General features: G+C 64.7%; 21 protein-coding genes and 1 pseudogene. 14 read left to right on the top strand and 8 right to left on the bottom strand.

Annotation, left to right across the window (positions count from 1 at the left end; all coding sequences use genetic code 11):
- Positions 1–6 precede the first annotated feature (6 nt).
- Positions 7–861 (bottom strand): DNA/RNA non-specific endonuclease, encoded by an 855-nt coding sequence (locus tag M2351_RS20865; protein ID WP_264657975.1) that lies wholly within the window; start codon positions 859–861, stop codon positions 7–9.
- A 126-nt stretch (positions 862–987) separates the two neighbouring features.
- Here M2351_RS20865 and M2351_RS20860 point away from each other — a divergent pair, with 126 nt between their 5' ends.
- The 3 genes and pseudogenes from M2351_RS20860 to M2351_RS45195 form a co-directional block, all read left to right on the top strand.
- A complete protein-coding gene (locus M2351_RS20860; protein ID WP_264657974.1) occupies positions 988–1,218 on the top strand; it encodes a site-specific integrase in 231 nt (76 codons plus the stop codon).
- Positions 1,219–1,665: 447 nt separating this feature from the next.
- The gene (locus tag M2351_RS20855) at positions 1,666–1,866 is read left to right on the top strand and encodes a hypothetical protein (RefSeq protein ID WP_264657535.1); all 201 of its coding nucleotides are present in this window, start codon (positions 1,666–1,668) and stop codon (positions 1,864–1,866) included.
- Positions 1,827–2,771 (top strand): annotated as a pseudogene (locus M2351_RS45195) (recombinase family protein); the annotation flags it as partial. The gene M2351_RS20855 and the pseudogene M2351_RS45195, both read left to right, overlap by 40 nt.
- 306 nt (positions 2,772–3,077) lie before the next feature.
- Here M2351_RS45195 and M2351_RS45190 read toward each other — a convergent pair.
- Positions 3,078–3,608 (bottom strand): transposase, encoded by a 531-nt coding sequence (locus M2351_RS45190; RefSeq protein ID WP_406567424.1) that lies wholly within the window; start codon positions 3,606–3,608, stop codon positions 3,078–3,080.
- Here M2351_RS45190 and M2351_RS20845 point away from each other — a divergent pair.
- The gene (locus M2351_RS20845) at positions 3,592–3,780 is read left to right on the top strand and encodes a hypothetical protein (RefSeq protein WP_264657972.1); all 189 of its coding nucleotides are present in this window, start codon (positions 3,592–3,594) and stop codon (positions 3,778–3,780) included. The two genes, M2351_RS45190 and M2351_RS20845, sit on opposite strands and share 17 nt — an antisense overlap.
- A 12-nt stretch (positions 3,781–3,792) precedes the next feature.
- Positions 3,793–3,966, top strand: coding sequence for a hypothetical protein (locus M2351_RS20840; RefSeq protein ID WP_264657971.1), 174 nt, complete (start codon positions 3,793–3,795; stop codon positions 3,964–3,966).
- A 282-nt stretch (positions 3,967–4,248) separates the two neighbouring features.
- On the opposite strand, the gene M2351_RS45185 is transcribed toward M2351_RS20840, so the two are convergent.
- From M2351_RS45185 to M2351_RS20830, 3 genes are all read right to left on the bottom strand, one after another.
- Positions 4,249–4,479: a hypothetical protein gene (locus tag M2351_RS45185; protein WP_406567417.1), complete on the bottom strand. Its 231-nt coding sequence runs from the start codon at positions 4,477–4,479 to the stop codon at positions 4,249–4,251.
- A 476-nt stretch (positions 4,480–4,955) separates the two neighbouring features.
- Positions 4,956–5,090 (bottom strand): hypothetical protein, encoded by a 135-nt coding sequence (locus M2351_RS20835; protein ID WP_264657970.1) that lies wholly within the window; start codon positions 5,088–5,090, stop codon positions 4,956–4,958.
- A 334-nt stretch (positions 5,091–5,424) separates the two neighbouring features.
- The gene (locus tag M2351_RS20830; RefSeq protein ID WP_264657969.1) at positions 5,425–6,195 is read right to left on the bottom strand and encodes an MORN repeat-containing protein; all 771 of its coding nucleotides are present in this window, start codon (positions 6,193–6,195) and stop codon (positions 5,425–5,427) included.
- A gap of 364 nt (positions 6,196–6,559) precedes the next feature.
- Here M2351_RS20830 and M2351_RS20825 point away from each other — a divergent pair, with 364 nt between their 5' ends.
- On the top strand, positions 6,560–8,890 hold the full coding sequence (locus tag M2351_RS20825; protein ID WP_264657968.1) for a PAS domain-containing hybrid sensor histidine kinase/response regulator: 2,331 nt from the start codon (positions 6,560–6,562) through the stop codon (positions 8,888–8,890).
- A gap of 373 nt (positions 8,891–9,263) precedes the next feature.
- Positions 9,264–9,926: a LuxR C-terminal-related transcriptional regulator gene (locus tag M2351_RS20820; protein WP_264657967.1), complete on the top strand. Its 663-nt coding sequence runs from the start codon at positions 9,264–9,266 to the stop codon at positions 9,924–9,926.
- Between the two features lie 399 nt (positions 9,927–10,325).
- On the opposite strand, the gene M2351_RS20815 is transcribed toward M2351_RS20820, so the two are convergent.
- Positions 10,326–11,057, bottom strand: a complete 732-nt coding sequence (locus M2351_RS20815) for a DDE-type integrase/transposase/recombinase (RefSeq protein WP_264657966.1) — start codon at positions 11,055–11,057, stop codon at positions 10,326–10,328.
- On the opposite strand from M2351_RS20815, the gene M2351_RS20810 reads away from it, so the two are divergent.
- Positions 11,044–11,187, top strand: coding sequence for a hypothetical protein (locus M2351_RS20810; protein WP_264657965.1), 144 nt, complete (start codon positions 11,044–11,046; stop codon positions 11,185–11,187). The two genes, M2351_RS20815 and M2351_RS20810, sit on opposite strands and share 14 nt — an antisense overlap.
- A gap of 31 nt (positions 11,188–11,218) precedes the next feature.
- Here the strand turns inward: M2351_RS20810 and M2351_RS20805 are convergent, their stop codons facing one another.
- Positions 11,219–11,590: a hypothetical protein gene (locus tag M2351_RS20805; protein ID WP_264657964.1), complete on the bottom strand. Its 372-nt coding sequence runs from the start codon at positions 11,588–11,590 to the stop codon at positions 11,219–11,221.
- Between the two features lie 446 nt (positions 11,591–12,036).
- Between M2351_RS20805 and M2351_RS20800 the strand changes: the two genes are divergently transcribed.
- From M2351_RS20800 to M2351_RS20785, 4 genes are all read left to right on the top strand, one after another.
- A complete protein-coding gene (locus M2351_RS20800; RefSeq protein ID WP_264657963.1) occupies positions 12,037–12,315 on the top strand; it encodes a hypothetical protein in 279 nt (92 codons plus the stop codon).
- Positions 12,316–12,726: 411 nt separating this feature from the next.
- Positions 12,727–13,728 carry a patatin-like phospholipase family protein gene (locus M2351_RS20795; RefSeq protein WP_264657962.1) on the top strand — a complete coding sequence of 334 codons (1,002 nt, stop codon included), beginning with the start codon at positions 12,727–12,729 and terminating at the stop codon, positions 13,726–13,728.
- A 245-nt stretch (positions 13,729–13,973) separates the two neighbouring features.
- Entirely contained in the window at positions 13,974–14,096 is a 123-nt protein-coding gene (locus M2351_RS20790; RefSeq protein WP_264657961.1) for a hypothetical protein, read from the top strand.
- Between the two features lie 42 nt (positions 14,097–14,138).
- The gene (locus M2351_RS20785; RefSeq protein ID WP_264657960.1) at positions 14,139–14,837 is read left to right on the top strand and encodes an IS5 family transposase; all 699 of its coding nucleotides are present in this window, start codon (positions 14,139–14,141) and stop codon (positions 14,835–14,837) included.
- Between the two features lie 3 nt (positions 14,838–14,840).
- Here the strand turns inward: M2351_RS20785 and M2351_RS45180 are convergent, their stop codons facing one another.
- Positions 14,841–15,170, bottom strand: a complete 330-nt coding sequence (locus tag M2351_RS45180) for a transposase (RefSeq protein WP_406567423.1) — start codon at positions 15,168–15,170, stop codon at positions 14,841–14,843.
- Between M2351_RS45180 and M2351_RS20780 the strand changes: the two genes are divergently transcribed.
- Together M2351_RS20780 and M2351_RS20775 are read left to right on the top strand one after the other, a co-directional pair.
- On the top strand, positions 15,105–15,998 hold the full coding sequence (locus tag M2351_RS20780) for an IS5 family transposase (RefSeq protein WP_264657959.1): 894 nt from the start codon (positions 15,105–15,107) through the stop codon (positions 15,996–15,998). The genes M2351_RS45180 and M2351_RS20780 overlap by 66 nt on opposite strands.
- Before the next feature lie 232 nt (positions 15,999–16,230).
- Positions 16,231–16,710 carry a hypothetical protein gene (locus tag M2351_RS20775; RefSeq protein ID WP_264657958.1) on the top strand — a complete coding sequence of 160 codons (480 nt, stop codon included), beginning with the start codon at positions 16,231–16,233 and terminating at the stop codon, positions 16,708–16,710.

Raw genomic sequence — 16,710 nt, 5'->3', positions numbered from 1 at the left:
GCCCTCTCAATGCAGAAGTTTCTTCAGGAACTCAAGAACAGCCTTTTCTTGGAAAGGCTGCTCCGCTTCGGCCGTCTGCTTCTTGCCGCCGGAGCGGCCATGCGGCCGCGGCTGCGGCAGGTCCATCGCCATCGACTTGACCGCGCGTGGCAGACTTGGAAACGGATCGATGCCCGCGACCTCTTCCAGGTCAGCAATGGAGACGCGCTGGTACTCGTTGCCCTCGGCGTTGGTCACCAGGTAAGCCCCCGCTTGGCGCCGCTTGCTGTCGTAGATCGCCTTGTAGAGGTGGGTCGGGACCAGCACGCGGCCACCGATGCGCTGCAGGTTCTGCCCCTGGAAGATCGGCCCCGTGACGACATAGACCTCGCCATCCTTGCGGGTCAGGTCGCGCACGGCCGATTCGATGCCCTCCCAGAGGTTACGATTGTTGTTTGAGTTCTGCGGGACCATGTTGGCCAGGGAGAACGACTCGTCCTGCGACTGGGCGTCCGGCATGTCCCCGGACGGCGCCATGTGGCCGCGGTCGTAGCCGGAGCGGATGTAGTCGGCCAGTTCGGCGCGTTCATCCGGCGGCAGGCGCGGGTCGGCATGGAAGGTGTTCTTGCGCTCCAGACCGCGTTGCTGCTCCAGACGCTCCTTGGTCAGGTGTTCCGCCGACCACAGGGCGGTGCGCGTGATCCCAGAGTGCAGTTCCGCGAACCCTCTGTTGCACAGCTCGCGCGTCTTGGCGGCCAACTTCTCGTTCACCAGGCGCGGCGGCTCGCCGTCGAGAAAATGCTCCGGGCAGGCGGTTGCGGCAGCGTGGGCGGCCATCGGCGTAAAGCCGAACAGCAAGGCAACCACAAGCGTCTTCAGCATTTCCCATCCTCATTCACGGGGCTGCGATTGCAAAACCAATTTTTACCAGAGCCGGAGCGATCCGTCCGCAAGCTTGGCAAAGACAGGTAGGCGCGCGTAGGGAAAGCCCCATTCAATGGCTCGTCCGTGCCCACTTCACTCCATGCGACACAGCCGGAGTGCCATCGGGTCGTCACCGAAGCAGCCGACACGCTGTTCGTCGGCATCCATCGCCGAGGCGTGTCGCCCATCTCCACCGTCGCGGCCGTAGCGACCCTGAACGACCGCACCGCTCAGGCCGGCATCCTCCACCGGTTCTCCGGGCACAGCCTGCGGGTTGGCGTGACTCAGAAGCTGTTCGTAGCAGTCACGCGCTGACCTCCTGGGGAACGAGCCGCTTCAGGCGCCTGGAGAGGATCGAGATGAAGACGATCTCGACGAACGTGACGAGGTGCTCCTTCGTCCGCTCCACAATAGTGTTCAATCGACGGTAGCGCGTGATCCAGCTGAAGGAGCGCTCAATGGTCTAATCACAAATGACAAGTTCTGCCTGACGCGCACAGGGCATCTTCAGCTGAGCTTGTCATACGTGCGGGGCGGCGGGTGGGAGGCGGTTGTGTCCTACCTCTGCGGTGAGGTCACTCACCAAGGAGGGAAGGATGCGGCGGCAAAAGCGGTGTCCTTGGCGCGTTCGGCGCACCGGTGTGTCGACGCCAACCAGTCAGCAGCGTTGGGACCGGGCCGATCAACTCCTTCTGCAGTGGGCGATGACCGCACCGGCGCCAACCCCGACGTGGGCGCCCCCGATCCGGCCGGAGGTGTGTCATGCGCGTAGCGATCTATGGTCGCGTCTCGACCAGCCACCAAGTCGACCACCAGACCATTGAGCAGCAATTCGAGCGCCTGACCGCGCATGTGCACGCACACACGGCCGAAGGCTGGGTGCGGGCCATGTCTTCCGCGACGATGGCTACAGCGGCGCCACGTTGGCGCGCCCGGGGCTCGACCGCCTGCGTGACGCCGTGAAGAGCCGCGAGTGTGACCGCGTGCTCGTCACCGCGCCGGACCGTCTGGCGCGCAACGACGTGCACCAGATGGTGTTGCTGGAGGAATGGGCCCGGTTTGGCTGCATCGCCGAGTTTCTGGACCGGCCGATGAGCGATGACCCTCATGACCATCTGCTGCTGCAGATCCGCGGGGCGGTGGCGGAGTACGAGCGGACGCTGATTGCCGAACGCATGCGCCGCGGCCGGCTGGCCAAGCTGCGCGCCGGTCTGCTGCTGCCATGGACGTATCCGCCCTACGGCTATCGCCTGCACCCGGACCGGCCGCGCGACCCGCGTGGTGTTACCCTCGAGCCGGCCGAGGCCGCCGTCGTGGCCGAGCTGTTTGCCCTATACCGCGAGCCGGGCACCTCGCTGATGGACCTCGCCCGCCATCTCGATGCGCGCGGCGTACCCACCCCCTCGGGCAAACCGTGCTGGTCCGGCCCGACGATCCGGGGGATTTTGTGCAACCCGACTTACACCGGGCAGGTTTATGCGCAACGCACGCGCTGCCGCCCACCCACGCACCGGCGCTCGGCGACGCACCCCATCGGCCGGTCACACGACACGGCGGTGCCGCAACCCGCCGACACCTGGGTCCCGGTCGGACCGGTCCCCGCCGTGGTCAGCCAAGCGCACTTCGACGAGGTCCAGGCGAAGCTGGCCACCAACCGCTCCTTCGCGCGGCGGAACAACACCGCCCACCCGTACCTCTTGCGCGTGCTGGTGAGCTGCGGGTGCTGCGGCATGGCCTGCACGGCGCGGGTGGCCAATGGCCGGACCTCCTACTATTTGTGCACCGGGAAGGGGCGAAGGAGCAGCGCGTCCCGCGCGGCATGCTGCCCCGCTCGCTCTATCCCGGCTGACCAGCTCGACGAGGTGGTCTGGAACGATCTCTGCGCCTTGCTGAGGGAACCGGAACCGCTCGCCGCCGCGGTGGCACGCGCCCATGGCGGGGCGTGGCTGCCGCAGGAATTGCTCGCGCGTCGCGAGACGCTGCACCGCGCCCAGGCCCACCTCGGCCAGCAGCTCGAGCGGCTCACCGACGCCTATCTACGGGCGGTCATTCCGCTCGATGAGTATGAGCGACGCCGGCGTGACCGGGAGCAGCAGATACAGGCCCTGGCTAGCCAGGAGGAGCTGCTGCGCAATGATGCCGCGCGCCAGCAGCATCTGGCCGGCGTGGCAGCGTCACTGGAGGCGTTCCGCACGCGTGTCCAGCACGGGCTTGCCGCCGCGACCTTCGAGCAGCGTCGGCAACTCGTATTGCTGCTCATCGACCGTGTCGTCGTTACCGATGCTGATGTTGAGATCCGCTACGTGCTGCCCACCAGCACGGAAAGCGAGCACGTCCGGTTTTGTCAATTGCGTAAAGACTACTTCCACGACCCACGCAATCTCGGTGGGGAGGAACACCCCGTCGCGGCCTCGCGCGATCGGCTGGATGGGGATGCCGAGGTCCTCACCGGTCTTGGCCAGACGCTTGCCGCGATAGCCGAGGTCGCCGATGGCAGGCCCTTGGAAGCCGCGCCCAGCGAGCTGGTGCAGGACTGGCACGATGCCTTTGGTGTCGTGCACGTTGGCTGGTGAGGCGTCAATCGCCAGCGGGAGGCCGTATTTCTCGACGGTGATGTGAACCTTCACGCCGCGCATCTTCTTGCCGCCATCAACGCCCCGGGCAAAACAACTCGGAGCGGAGCGACAGGTGCGGCTGTCGATCACGACGGTGCTCGGGTCCGGCGTGTCGCCGCAGGCCAGCCGCCACGTCCGCCGCAGCCGGTCGAGCAGCCGGCGCCACAGTCCGAGCCGGGTCCAGCGGGCGAACAGCGCAAAGAGCGTGCCGAAGGGGATGCCGGAGAGCTGGCCGATGGCCCGCCACTGCATGCCACAGTAACCGACACACCAAATGGCCATGATCGCTTTGCGCAAGGGCGCACCGGTCAGCGCCGGCTTCGGTCCCGAGCGGGTTGCCCGCGTGCCGTCCGCCGCCATCGCCGTCAATTCGCTCAGCACTTCCTCCACGAAGGCATCGACGTCCGAGAACGCATCCCACGAGGCCGGCGTGGTGCTTGCGGGATGAACGGCAGTGCCCATAAAATGTTGACCTGATGGCTGTTGACGAGGGCGATAGCCCTACCAGATCGCGCCCCCGGCGCAACACCGTTATTCAGCTTAAAGTAGCATCCCGTCTGGCGCGGCTCGGAACGCCTCCGTTACAAACAAATTCTTAGAAACGAGGGGCAAGTTAACAACGCCCATACCGAACCTCTTGAGACCAGCGTCCGGGTAAAACTCGATTGCGGCAAATTGGCGAACCGGGGGCACGGGTCCGATTGCCGCTTCACTCCACGACCCGCCCCTGCTACGCGCCACAGTGGTGCCGACGCTGGTGGCCGGGCGGCAAGGGAAACCTGGCGTGGACATCCGCCAAGGCGGCCAACCGCTTTGGCGTTGCCGGGCCGAACGGAACGACCTTGCGCGTTTTGAGATCGACGTGGATCGAAAACTGCTCCATCGTCGCGGCAACCGTTCCGTCGTCGGCCCGTATTAGATCCAGTAGATTCAGCAGACGCTTGTCGTTAACGCCAAGCAACCGCAAGGCCTGGATAAGCGGTGTCCCAGCTTACAAATTGCACTGGACGTGGATCACGACATTGATGACGAACACACCGCACCCTTTTTCCGGCGTTTTACGACAGCTGGCCGCGTAGCCCCACGTACCTGAATTGTTTGATATTGGCGTTGTTTATCTGACAAAGGGCGCTATGCTTTCAGGAAGAGATGACGATCACGGCAAGACGCCGGCCGAAAGCCTGAGCGAGGAGGAGAGCCGTCCCCGTTCAGGAGACGTGGCTTTGGACCCAAGAGGCCCAGGCTCGGATACGAGAGAGGATGAGGACGAGCCAGCAGGCTTCTTCGCTTCTGGTCGATGACGGATAATGCTGAGAGTTTATGCACAAACGAAAACGGGCCGCGCCGAGCGCCGCCCGTTTTTCGGTTTTCCATCTCGGCAGGCCATCAGCGGGACGGCAGCGTCAAAGCGATGGTGGCACGTTCCAAATGGTACACTTACTTGGTCAGGGCGCTGTAAACGACGTAGACCGGCGTTGCCTTGAACCAGGAGACCAGGAACTCGCGGATGGCCTGCACGGCGGTCGGCGCGGTGTGAGCGGCACCGGGGTGGGAGAAGGTCGTGGTCGTCATGGCGTGTCCTCCAGTGATCCGATGGAGGGACGATATTCTGGTATACCAAATACCAGATACGCAAAGACCTCAGAGCAGGCGCGCAATAAAATTACGGCCGTGCAAACGATCCGCTGGACGCTCGATCCGCCTAACGAACAGCACCCGGGCGACGGCGCATTCCGCCGCACGGCCGGCTAATTTCCTATTCCCTGTCGGAAAGCAATGGAGGCTCAAATCATACAAGGTGCTCAGTGTGCCTTTCCGCAGCGTCAGAAGTGGCCGCTTTCGCCACACCGATATCAGTTCGACTGGATGTTGAAGGCCCCGGGGCGAGGTCCTGGGCCTTTCGTCTTCAGTAGTTAGCGGTGGGCCTCAGGTCAGCTCCCGGCTTGGCCACCGGAAGGGGCTGCCGAAGCCATTCCTCCAAGCTCCCCGGCGCCGCTTCTCCGGACCTGGGCGGATCCTCTTCTGACTGCACAGCCTCCGGCAGCCGCGGATTGGGAACCGGCTCCATCTTTCGCGACGCGCGCTTTTCAGCGCGTTGGACGACGCTTGCGACCTTGTCGCGCGGTACGAGCTTAGCCAACGCTGACGGCCTTTGCGCGGACCGAGCCGACACCGGCGCGTCGGGGCCGAGCATCGCTCCAGGCCACACACTGCCGTTGCCGTCGATCCGCGCGGTGTAGCGGATGCCTGTTGAGGAGATGAATTCTCCGTCCCCGGTCGGCCGGTCACGCTCAAAGGAGCCGACATAGCAATGGCCGTTTGGATAGGTCATGGTCCCATGCCCGGAGGCGCGCCCGTGTTCGTAGGTGCCGGTGAACGTCCGCCCGTCCTCCCACTCGACGCGGGCCTTTCCGTCCAATCGACCGTCCACGAAAGTGCCCTCGATCCAGCCATCCGGGCGACCGTTCAAGGTCCACTCCAGCACGCCGGCCCCGTGGGCAAATCCATTGCGGCATGGGCCAGTCCACCGGAATGCTTTCCGAGCATCCGGATTTTGGTCCCGGATGCGGCAGCCACTTTCCCGGTCGGACACGACCTTCTCCGCAGCGGGGCTCGGAATTGGAACCAAGGAGCTTAACAGGATGCCAACGCTGAAGGCCATCGGCCAAACACGCATGATTGGACCCTCCAGAACCGCTCGCATCATTGCGAGGGAAGAGCCTAATCACACCGGGCGTTCCTCCGTCTGTGTCCCCGCTCTCATCTTACGCCATTTCTGTCCGACAGACTGCCGCGTTGTTGGGAGTTTTTCGTTTCGTTACACCGGAATTACGGCTTATGGCGAGAAGCAGATCTGCCACGTCTTGCGCTGCCGTCGCGCGCGGAGGCACACTGGAGCAGTTACGGCATGATCGGGTTGGCACCTGAGGAAAGGCATCGGACCCATGCAGAAGGGACAAGGGAAGACGCTGGAGGGACGCGTCGCTCTCAAAGATGCGGCAATCCGACACGTCGCCGAGGACATGCCTTCGCCGGAACAAATGACTCAGGTTGACGCGGCGCGCCATGCGCACTTGGAGGCAAGCAGCGCCGACCTACAAACCATAGCGTTGCTCAACGAGGATCTCCGGCGGGCCAACGCGGAATTGGAGGCGAGCCGCGCCAAGCTGCAGGCCAGCGAGGATCGGTTGCGTACGATTCTGGAGAGCGCCACCGAGTACGCCATCATCACCACCGATCCGCAGGGCCAAATTTCCGGGTGGAGCGTTGGTGCGCAGAACATTTTTGGCTGGACGGACGAGGAGGTCATCGGCCGCGACCTGACCATCCTCTTCACGCCGGAGGATCGTGAGCACCGCGCGTGGGAGCGGATGGTGTCAATCGCGCGGCACGAGGGCCGGGCCGATGACGAACGCTGGCACCTGCGCAAGAACGGCAACCGTTGCTGGGTGCGTGGCGAGGTGATGCCGCTCGGCGACGGCGTCCCACAAGGCTTGCTCCTGATCCTGCGCGATCGCACGGATGAACGGGCGGCCACGGAAGGCGTGCAGCTGGCCAACCGGCGCGCGACCGACATTTTGGACTGCATCACCGATGCCTTCGTTGCCCTCGACCGCGACTACCGGGTCACCCATCAGAACCGCCAGGCCGAGCGCATCAAGGGCGTCCCAACATACGCCGTTCTCGGGAAAACGGCCTGGGAAGCGTGGCCGACTTCCGTGGGCACCCCGATCGAGGCGGCCGTCCGGCGCGCGATGGACGATCGCGTCTCCGTGCAATTGGAGCATCGATACCAAGACGACCGAGTGGATGCCTGGCTTGAGTTCCACATCCATCCAACCCCAGAAGGGCTGGGCGTGTTCTATCGCGACATCACGGCTCGCAAACGCGCCGAGGATGAGCTGAGAGCCTCGCACGAGCGCACGGTCGAGATCCTGGAGAGCATCAGCGACGCCTTCTACGCCGTCGATCACGACTGGCGCTTCACCTACATCAATCGCCAGGCGGAGCGGCTGGCGGGGCGCCGGCGCGAGGACCTGCTCGGCAAGGTGTTCTGGGAGGTGTTCCCGCAGGCCGTCGGAGGCGAACCCTACAAGGCGTACCTCCAGGCCGCCCAGGAGCGGCGCCCAATGCAGATCGAGGCGCTGTCGCCGGTCCTCGGGCATTGGGTGGAGATCAGCATTTACCCGAGCGCAACCGGGCTGTCGGTCTACTTCCGCGACATCTCCGAGCGCAAGCACGCCGAGAAAGCGCTGCGCCGCGCCAAGCGGGAGGCGGAGCAGGCCAACGCCTCGAAGTCCAAGTTCCTGGCCGCGGCGTCGCATGACCTGCGCCAGCCCATGCAGTCGCTTCTGCTGTTCCTGGAGGTCCTCAAGCCGCATGTCGCACCCAAGGGGCAGGAGGCGCTGAAGCACCTCGGCCGAGGCCTGGATGCCTTACGGGATCTGCTGGACAGCCTGCTCGACATCTCTCGTCTCGATGCTGGCATCGTGCAGACAACCATTGAGGATTTCCCCATTCGTGAAGTGATCGAGCAGGCCGGTGCCGCCTATGGCCCGATCGCCGCGGCCAAGGGGCTGAAGCTCCAGGTGGACGTCTGCCCGGCCGTGGTGCGCAGCGACCGCACGCTGCTGGGCCGCATGCTGCGCAACCTGATCGAGAACGCGTTGCGCTACACCGAGGCTGGGCGGATCACCATCGAATGTCATGACGCCGACGACCACCTGCGTGTCGGGGTGCACGACACGGGCATCGGCATTCCGCCGGAGCACCTGGACCGCATCTGGGAGGAATTCCACCAAGTGGGCAATCCGGAGCGCGATCGGAACCGGGGGCTGGGGTTGGGCTTGTCCATCGTCCAACGTCTGTCCATTTTGCTCGACCATCCCGTCCAGGTTCGCTCCACGCTGGGGGACGGCTCTGTGTTCAGCATCGCGGTGCCACGCGGCGAGGCGGCATCGGTCCTGACGCCACGGAACGCGACCGAGATCATGGGCAACGGGCGGCTCGCGGTGCTGGTGGATGACGACCCGATCGTGCTGCTTGGGCTGCACGCGATCTTTGAGGCCTGGGGCTACTCAGTGCTGGCCGCTGGGTCCGCGGATCAGGCGTTGGCGGGCCTGAAGGAACGCGGGCAACGGCCGGCGCTCGTGGTGGCGGATTATCGGTTGCGGGAGGGGCGGAGTGGGATCGAAGCCATCCTTCGGGTTCGCGCGGTGTACGGCACCACGATGCCTGGAATCATTTTGACCGGCGAGACCGGGACGGAGGTCCAGCGCGACGCGACATCGCACAGCTTGGGCCTCATCCACAAGCCGGTGACGCCACGGCAACTCGCCGAAGCCCTCAGCCGGCTTCTCACCACTCCATGATCCTGCACAGTTCGAGCCTTTCGCCATGGAGCAGGGCGCCGCACAGCGGCAAAGCTTCATTTCTCACAATGTGGATGTGCGGCGAGTGACACCCTACTGTCGGGGAGGGACGATGCGGTCCATCGACATCGCCCGCCCGAGTAGCTGCCGTAACCCGGACTGGGAGAAGCGCCATGTTCGGTCCGATCACATCGCCATGACCTCGTTCACAACCGTGCGCCGTTGCGAAGCTCCAGGCGGCGCACGACAAGTCATATTGCGCTGGGCAGAAATATCAATCACATTTTCTACTCTTCGATACGCCACCGGGCAGATGAAAATGGTTCGATTTTCATCGTAACCTTGCGCGAGGCGTCATCGAACGGGGGAAACAATGAAAACCGTAAGCGTAGCATTGATTGACGAAAGTAGGCTGTTCCGCGAAGCTATAAAAGCGTTGCTGAGGAACAGTGAATTTCACATTGCAAGCGAGGCCTTGTCTGTTGAAAAGGCGCGCTTATTCCTCGCGGCGGAGACGCCACCAGCGCTGATCCTCATTGACACGTCTGACGCAAAGGACCTTGCCGCAATCAAGGAAACATGTCCGGGCACGCAGGTCGTGCTGCTCACAACGCAGATCGATTGCCCGGGGATGGCCAGCGCCATCGCGGCGGATGCTGACGGCATACTGATAAAGGACATGTCATCCGACGCTCTGCTCCAGTCCTTGCGCCTCGTGATGATGGGCGAAAAGGTCTTCCCGAGCCATCTCCCCGCGCTTCTGTTGGGCGGCCGGGTGTTGAGCGGCGTCAAACTGGACGCGCCAAAGTTGGGGAAAGCCCTGTCCGAGCGTGAACTCCAAATTCTGCAAGGCCTGCTGAACGGCGGCAGCAACAAAGAGATCGCCCTCGGCCTTGGCATCACCGAGGCGACGGTGAAGGTTCACCTCAAGAGCGTATTGCGCAAGATCAACGTCTCCAATCGGACCCAGGCCGCCATCTGGGCGCTGGAGCACGGCCTTGGTGACGGCATGCCGGCCAGCTTGGAGGTGGCCTGATCTGAAGCCATCGTGGACAGCCCTGGAACGGACCAGAGTGAGCAGCCTTCTCCGGAGTATCAAGCATCGAGCGAACCGTGCACTGAGGCCCTTGGAAATGAGTCCAAGGCCGAGGCACAGCTCTGGGTGTGGGGAGTGTGGCTGGCGTAGGCCGTTCGTCCGACTGTACACACGATGTACCGCCGCCAATAGTCTGGACACCGGGGAGTGATTAGGGCCTGCAACTCAGAGCAGCATCTCCCGATTGGGACCAGAATGCCATCGGGCTCGGTGCCGTCAAGCACCAGCCGCTGGCGCGGCGGCCTTCGGCCGTGCTTGACCGCACCGGCGCCCGACGGCTGAGCGGGGGCTTGGTCGGGACGGCAGGATCGGTCATTTTTGATCGAACAACAGGATCACTCATGCGGCGGCCCTCGGCTGGGCCTCGTAGCGGGCCCGGACATCGAGAGGGCTTCGGTAGCCGAGCCGCTCTAAAGGCCACAGCGCGTTATTGCGCTCCACGAACGCCGCCACCGCGGCGCCCACTTCGGCGACGGTGCGGAAGACCCGCCCGAAGATGGTCTGCTCCTTGAGGGTCCTGAACCAGCGCTCGGCGATGCCGTTGCACTCCGGCTGGTACGGGTAGGCGTAGCTCATGGTCAGGCCCCAGTGCTTGACCTGCTGGGTGAAGTGGCGGGCAATGTATTGCGGCCCGTTGTCGGCGCGCACGCTGACGCCACGGGCGGCGTCGGCGCCGACCCCGCCGAAGCGCGCGGTCACCGCCTGGCTGAGCGGCTCCAGGGCGGAGAAGCGTGAGCCGTCGGTCGAGACGTAATGGCCGATCACCTCGGAGTTGAAATGGTCGAGCGCGGCGAAGATCCATACCCGGCCATCCTCGACCGTCTGCACCATGGTGGCATCGGTGCCCCACAGCACGTTGGGAGCGTCGGTGAGGATGGTGCCGTCGTGATCGTTGGCCGGGCGCGGCGGACGGCGGTGGGGTGACAGCAGATGATTCTCCCGCATCACGCGCAGGACGCGGTTGCGGCCGACCGGCAGGCCAAGCCCGTAACGCAAGCGGGCCCACACCTTACGGTGTCCCTCGCCCTGGAACGGCGAGGCCGCGAGGTCAGCTTGGATGGCGGCGAGCAAGCTGGCCTCCGCGACCGGCGGCACTGGCCCGCGTCGCACGGGCGGAGCCGTCGCGGCGGGCCGGTTGGCCGCGGCTGAGACGGACGAGCGCGCCACGGCCCAGACGCGGCAGACCCGCTGCACGCCGTAGAGCCGCCCCGTGGCGGGCGAGATCGCCGCGCTCATCGACGCGACCTCGCCCTTGGAAAAGACCCGCCGCCCTCCAGGCGGGCGATCTTCTCGCGCAGCAATTCGACTTCCATGCTGAGTTCGCCGACCCGCTTGTACGCAGCGTCCAGCCCGGCCTGCACGGGATCGCCCTCCGGGCGTTCTTTCAGACTGGCATCCAGGCCCGCCAGGGCGCGTTCACGCCATCGCTCCAGGCGATAGGTCTCAACCCCGATCTCGCGGGAAACGGCCTCCAGCGACTCACCGCGCAGCAGCCGCAGGACCACCTCGCGTTTACGCACGGCACTCCACCGCTGCACCGGCTTGTCAGCGACTGCCGGTGTGGTTTCAGAGGACAACGTCTGGTTCAAATGTGACTCGGTCATCGGACTCCCATATGGGCTGTCCGGTGTCCAATCTCACTGACGGCAGATCAGACTGTACACACGAAGAGTGCTTTGGAACCCTGTGATCGGATACATCGCGGATCCACGAAGAGCGAAACCTCAGCCGCCTCCAGGCGGCTTTTTCTTTGGCTGAAACTCTCGACTACCCAAGGGGGGCTGGCCGCCCGGACGATCCCGGGTGTGGGCTGCCTCGTCCGGCACGCACACCGCGTTTTACCATGACCGACGCCCGGTCGGCACACCGCCGCCTTTTGATCACGAGGTGGACGTTCAAAAAGATTTGCTCAGCAGCAACAGCGCCAAACCTACCGATCCACTCTCCTCGTCGTGCCCATCGCCCGCGGCTCGCCGTCCCGCGGAAACCGGATGCCGGCGAACTGCGCCGGCCGGGCGCCGAGCAAGTCCGGTGACGCCTGAGCGTTCTCGTGGGCACACGCCTCGACGTACTCGGTCAGCAGGTCCCTGACCACCTCAGCGAGCGGCATCTCTCGCTGGCGGGCATAATACTTCGCAGCGTTTTTGATCCGATCGTCGATCCGCAATGTAATGGTCGCCTTTCTCGATCGGCCATTGCTCCCGTTCATGCGAGCCTCACCATCAGTCACGCAATCATGCACACCCATGCTTATTCGCGAATGCCGTCGTTTGACAAGGACACCGGACGACAGATCATCATTTTTCTGGGGATTATTGTGTGTGAATGATTGTGGATAACCAGGCTCAGCGGTGTTCTTTCCACAGTTTCTGTGGATAGATCTGTGGGCCGTCGCTGAGCAGAATCGTCCTGACCCGTAAGGTCAGCGCCCCGGCCTGTGTATGACTTGGTTTGCTCAATTTTTAAGCACGGCAGACCGGTGCGGAACGCGCCACACCCGGCGGTTGGAAGCTCCGGAACGGAGCATCCCGCCCATCCCGTCCGCTTCAGGCGTCGGCCTGCAAAGGGCCTGTCGAGGGACTGGCACGGCAGGGTGCTCCATCGCTACCGTTCTCCCGACCACGCTTGCGCGGGCCGATGCCCCGACAACGAAGTAGGGAACGCGCCGCGCAAAAAGGACATCGCCAGTTCGCCGAAACAAAGCAATCATGCAACGAGCACAACAGGCGAGGACGGCTCGATGGCGAACAAAGTCGCGATTGCGTGTCAGGGCGGCGGTAGCCACGCTGCGTTCACCGCTGGCGTGCTCACGGAACTGCTCAGCGAGACCAACCGCGACAAATTCGACTTGGTGGCGCTTAGCGGCACCTCCGGTGGCGCGATGTGCGCGGCGCTCGCCTGGTCGGGGCTCATCAGCGGAAAGCCCGACCTCGCCAGTGCTCGCCTCGACGCGTTTTGGGACGACCTGGAAGCCCGCGACCTGCTGGATGCGATGGTGAACTGGTGGGCCGTCGCCCTCGCCCGGCTGCCGGTGACAGCTGAGATCAGCCCCTACACCTACCAGCCGCAAGCCGAGCCACGGCTCCGCGCGTTGTTGGCAAAGCACCTGCCGTTGACCACCTTGCCGAACGATCCCGCCCTGCGTGCCCACCCGAAGCTCCTCATCGGCGCCACCGATGTTCTCAACGGCACCCGAGCGGTGTTTCACGGCGAGACGTTGCGGTACGATGACCTCATCGCCTCGGCGGCCGTCCCTCCACTGTTCCGGGCCGTGGCGCACCCCAACGGCAACCTTTACTGGGACGGGCTCTTCAGCACCAACCCGCCGGTTCGCGAGTTCACCGACATCCCGGAAAAGCCCGACGAGATCTGGGTGATCCAGCTCAATCCCATGCGCCGCTCCACCGAGCCGATGATTATCAGCGACATTCTGGACCGCCGCAACGAGCTTGCCGGCAACCTGTCACTTGGCCAGGAGCTGTACTTCATCCAGAAAATCAACGAGCTGCAGCGGATGGCTGAACCCGGCAGTCCCCTGCAAACCCGCTATAAGCCGATCGCCATCCGCATCGTCGGTCTCGATTTGCCCGGCCTGGATTACCCGTCGAAGCTCGACCGAGACGCGCAGCACATCGATCGCTTGCGCACCTATGGCCGGCTCTGCGCGGCGTCCTTCTTTGACTCGAAATCTCTGTGGACGCCGGAAACAACGATTCCCGCAGCCGCGATGTCGCCGGCGTAGAGGCTCCATTCCGCTTTGCGCAGGAATCGGCAGCGGGGAGCGTGATGGTGGCCAAAGTGTGTGGTGCGGGCGGCGGGACTCGAACCCGCACGCTCGTAGCGAGGGATTTTAAGAGCTTGTTTGTAGCGGGGCCGCGCCACCCCGTGCTGACCAAAACGCCACTTTAAGCTGAACAGGGGATTTGCGCTGGGTGGACGGTTTGGTAGGGCTGTGGCCGTCATCCACCGCCATCAGGGCAGCAGTTTATGGGCACCGCCGTTCGTCCCGCAAGCACCGCTCCGGCGTCCTGGGACGCATTCGCCGATGTCGATGCCTTCGTCGATGAGGTCCTGGCGGAACTGGCCACCGTGACGGCGGATGGCCCTTGACCCAACCGCGTCGGGCCGAAGCCGGCGCTGACCGGGCCGGCGTTGCGCAAGGCGATTATGGCGATCTGGTGCGTGTGTTTTTGCGGCATGCCATGGCGCGCCATCGGCCAGCTCTCCGGCTTTCCCTTCGGCACCTTGTACACGCTGTTCGCCCGCTGGACGCGGCTTGGGCTGTGGCGCCGCTTGCTCGACCGGCTGCGCCGGACGTGGCGGCTGGCCTGCGGCGACACGGCGGAGCCGAGCACCGTCGTGATCGACAGCCGGACCTGTCGCTCGGCCCCGAGTTGTTTCGCCCGCGGTGTCGATGGCGGCAAGAAGGTCCGCGGCGTGAAGCTCCACATCGCCGTCGAGAAGTACGGCACCCCATTGGCGATCGACGCTTCACCGGCCAATGTGCACGACACCAAGGGCATCGTGCCGGTGCTGCGCCAGTTGGCCGGGCGCGGCTTCCAGGGGCCGGCTCTGGGTGACCTCGGCTACCGCGGCGAGCGCCTGGCCAAAGCCGGGGAGGCGCTCGGGATCACCGTCAAACCGGTCGCTCGCGGTCGGAACGGGACCTTCATTCCGGCCGGAATTTGCTGGGCGGTGGAACGCTCTTTCGGATGGCTCGCCCTTTACCGCCGGTTGAACACGGTCGTCGAGCGGACGAAGGAGCACCTCGTCGCCTTCATCGAGATCGCCTTCGTCTCGATCCTCTCACGCCGCCTCAAACGGCTCGCTGCCGAGACCGTCAACGCATGACAGCTACGAACAAGCTCTCAGTCGGCGCGAGCGGTTGAGCCAACCAAAGGTCCGCTCGACGATCCACCGCCAGCCCACCACAGCGAAGCCTTTCTTCTCGCGCGGGCGCCTAACGATTTCCAGGGTACGCTGCAGTTCCGTGGTGACCCACTCGGCCAGCTTGCCGGCGTACCCGCCGTCGGCCCAGAGGCGCAGAATGCTGGGAAACGCTGCGCCCAGCTGGGGCAAGAGAGCGCGGGCGCCATCGCGGTCCTGGATGTTGGCCGCATGGACTTGGACGGCGAGCACCAGGCCGAGGACATCGACTACGAGGTGGCGCTTGCGCCCGCAGATCAGCTTCGCACCACCCCGCGCACCACGCGCGGCGGGCAGCCGCGCTACTCGGCTGTGGCGATCGAGACGGCCCTGACGCGGCGAGCGCCGTTTCGCCTCGCCTTCCGGCAGACCGAGGGGCTGATCGGCTCGCTGATGCAGTTGCTCCAGCTCGATCTTCCGGTTCCGGACCACACGACACTGAGCCGCCGGGCCCAGAGCTTGGCTATCACGCCACGCGCGCTGACCATCGGCCCGCTGCTCCTGCTGGTCGACAGCACTGGCCTCAAGCCCAGTGGGCCGGGAGAATGGGTGGTGGAGAAACATGGCTCCAAGAAGCGCCGATCCTGGCGCAAGTTCCACGTCGGTGGGGATGCCACAACGGGGCAGATCGTCGCCATGGAACGCACCTCGCCCGATGTCGACGATGCCTCACAAGTCGCCGCCTTGCTCGAGCAGGTCACGGTTCCGGTGGCGCGGCCGATCGGCGACGGCGCCTACGACCGGACCGAAGTCTACGAGGTCGTGGCGGCCCGCCACCCGGACGCGGCGGTGGTCGCTCCACCACGCGCTGATGCCGTGCTCAGTGCCACCGCGCAGACCGCGCCCACCCAGCGCGACCGCCACCGTCTGGCGATTGCCGAGACCGGGCCGATGACGTGGCAGCGGACCAGCGGATACAACAAGAGGGCTGGCGTGGAGGCTGCGATCGCCCGCTGCCAACAGGTCATTGGCGATCGCTTGCGCGCCCACAGCGATGACGGGCGTCATACCGAGCTCATCATCGCCGGCAACCTGCTCAACCACATGTTTGGCCTGGCACGCCCGAGTTATGTCCGCATCTCATGAAAAGATCGGGGACACGGGCTCATTCCGCCCACACTCGCCTCGATGCACCACGCTGGCCTGTCGAACGCTCAGGACGACGCGCACCGCATAGCGTTTTCCCTTATGCTGCTGCCGGTGCGGCGCTTCGATGACCACGCGGCAGCTCAGGCCCCGACGGTGGGTCCGAAAGGGACATGGCGGAGATAGCAAGGGCGCAGTAACGTGCCCTGAACGCATTGTTCCGGTGGCCGACATGGGAACGCTGAGCTGGGGTCGTCTGCTTGCGGCCATTGCGGCGGTCGCTCTTTCCGCTTGCACGGTGTTTCAGCCTTTCTGGATCGAGCCACCTGTCGGGACCACGCTTTCCGGCCATCTGTCGCATGGGATGCTGTTGCCGCGGAACACGAGCCTATCGGACATGCCGGTCCTGATCCGCCTGGCCCCCAAGTCCCTGACCGTGTCCGGCCGGCCTCTGGCCGATTGCGTCGTTCTGGGACGGGCGCAATACAACCCCATAACGCAACGGGCCGACGTCTGGGTGTCCGGTGTCCGCTGTACGGATGAAGATGGCGTGTCCGCCGAGAACACGCTGTCGGGCTATGTGGTCGGGGCGGATGGGCGGGTTGGGTTGATAACCCAGGGGTGGGCCGGCATGACCGCCAACGTCGAGCCCAGAAGTCCGGTCAGCATTGTGGTCACCCCTCCGGCAAAGGCGAAAACGGTGTGGTGGTGA

Source organism: Azospirillum canadense (assembly GCF_025961225.1).
GTDB classification, from domain to species: Bacteria; Pseudomonadota; Alphaproteobacteria; order Azospirillales; family Azospirillaceae; genus Azospirillum; species Azospirillum canadense.
The sequence above is the reverse complement of the archived record's forward strand: the minus strand, read 5'-3'. Positions and strand labels throughout refer to the sequence as shown.

Excerpts from the sequence above, each read along its gene's own strand:
- M2351_RS20865 (WP_264657975.1), bottom strand. The coding sequence starts at position 861 with ATGCTGAAGACGCTTGTGGTTGCCTTGCTGTTCGGCTTTACGCCGATG.
- M2351_RS20855 (WP_264657535.1), top strand. The coding sequence starts at position 1,666 with ATGCGCGTAGCGATCTATGGTCGCGTCTCGACCAGCCACCAAGTCGAC.
- M2351_RS20840 (WP_264657971.1), top strand. The coding sequence starts at position 3,793 with ATGGCCATGATCGCTTTGCGCAAGGGCGCACCGGTCAGCGCCGGCTTC.
- M2351_RS20835 (WP_264657970.1), bottom strand. The coding sequence starts at position 5,090 with ATGACGACCACGACCTTCTCCCACCCCGGTGCCGCTCACACCGCGCCG.
- M2351_RS20830 (WP_264657969.1), bottom strand. The coding sequence starts at position 6,195 with ATGCGTGTTTGGCCGATGGCCTTCAGCGTTGGCATCCTGTTAAGCTCC.
- M2351_RS20825 (WP_264657968.1), top strand. The coding sequence starts at position 6,560 with ATGACTCAGGTTGACGCGGCGCGCCATGCGCACTTGGAGGCAAGCAGC.
- M2351_RS20820 (WP_264657967.1), top strand. The coding sequence starts at position 9,264 with ATGAAAACCGTAAGCGTAGCATTGATTGACGAAAGTAGGCTGTTCCGC.
- M2351_RS20810 (WP_264657965.1), top strand. The coding sequence starts at position 11,044 with ATGGCGGCGAGCAAGCTGGCCTCCGCGACCGGCGGCACTGGCCCGCGT.
- M2351_RS20805 (WP_264657964.1), bottom strand. The coding sequence starts at position 11,590 with ATGACCGAGTCACATTTGAACCAGACGTTGTCCTCTGAAACCACACCG.
- M2351_RS20795 (WP_264657962.1), top strand. The coding sequence starts at position 12,727 with ATGGCGAACAAAGTCGCGATTGCGTGTCAGGGCGGCGGTAGCCACGCT.
- M2351_RS20790 (WP_264657961.1), top strand. The coding sequence starts at position 13,974 with ATGGGCACCGCCGTTCGTCCCGCAAGCACCGCTCCGGCGTCCTGGGAC.
- M2351_RS20780 (WP_264657959.1), top strand. The coding sequence starts at position 15,105 with ATGGACTTGGACGGCGAGCACCAGGCCGAGGACATCGACTACGAGGTG.
- M2351_RS20775 (WP_264657958.1), top strand. The coding sequence starts at position 16,231 with ATGGGAACGCTGAGCTGGGGTCGTCTGCTTGCGGCCATTGCGGCGGTC.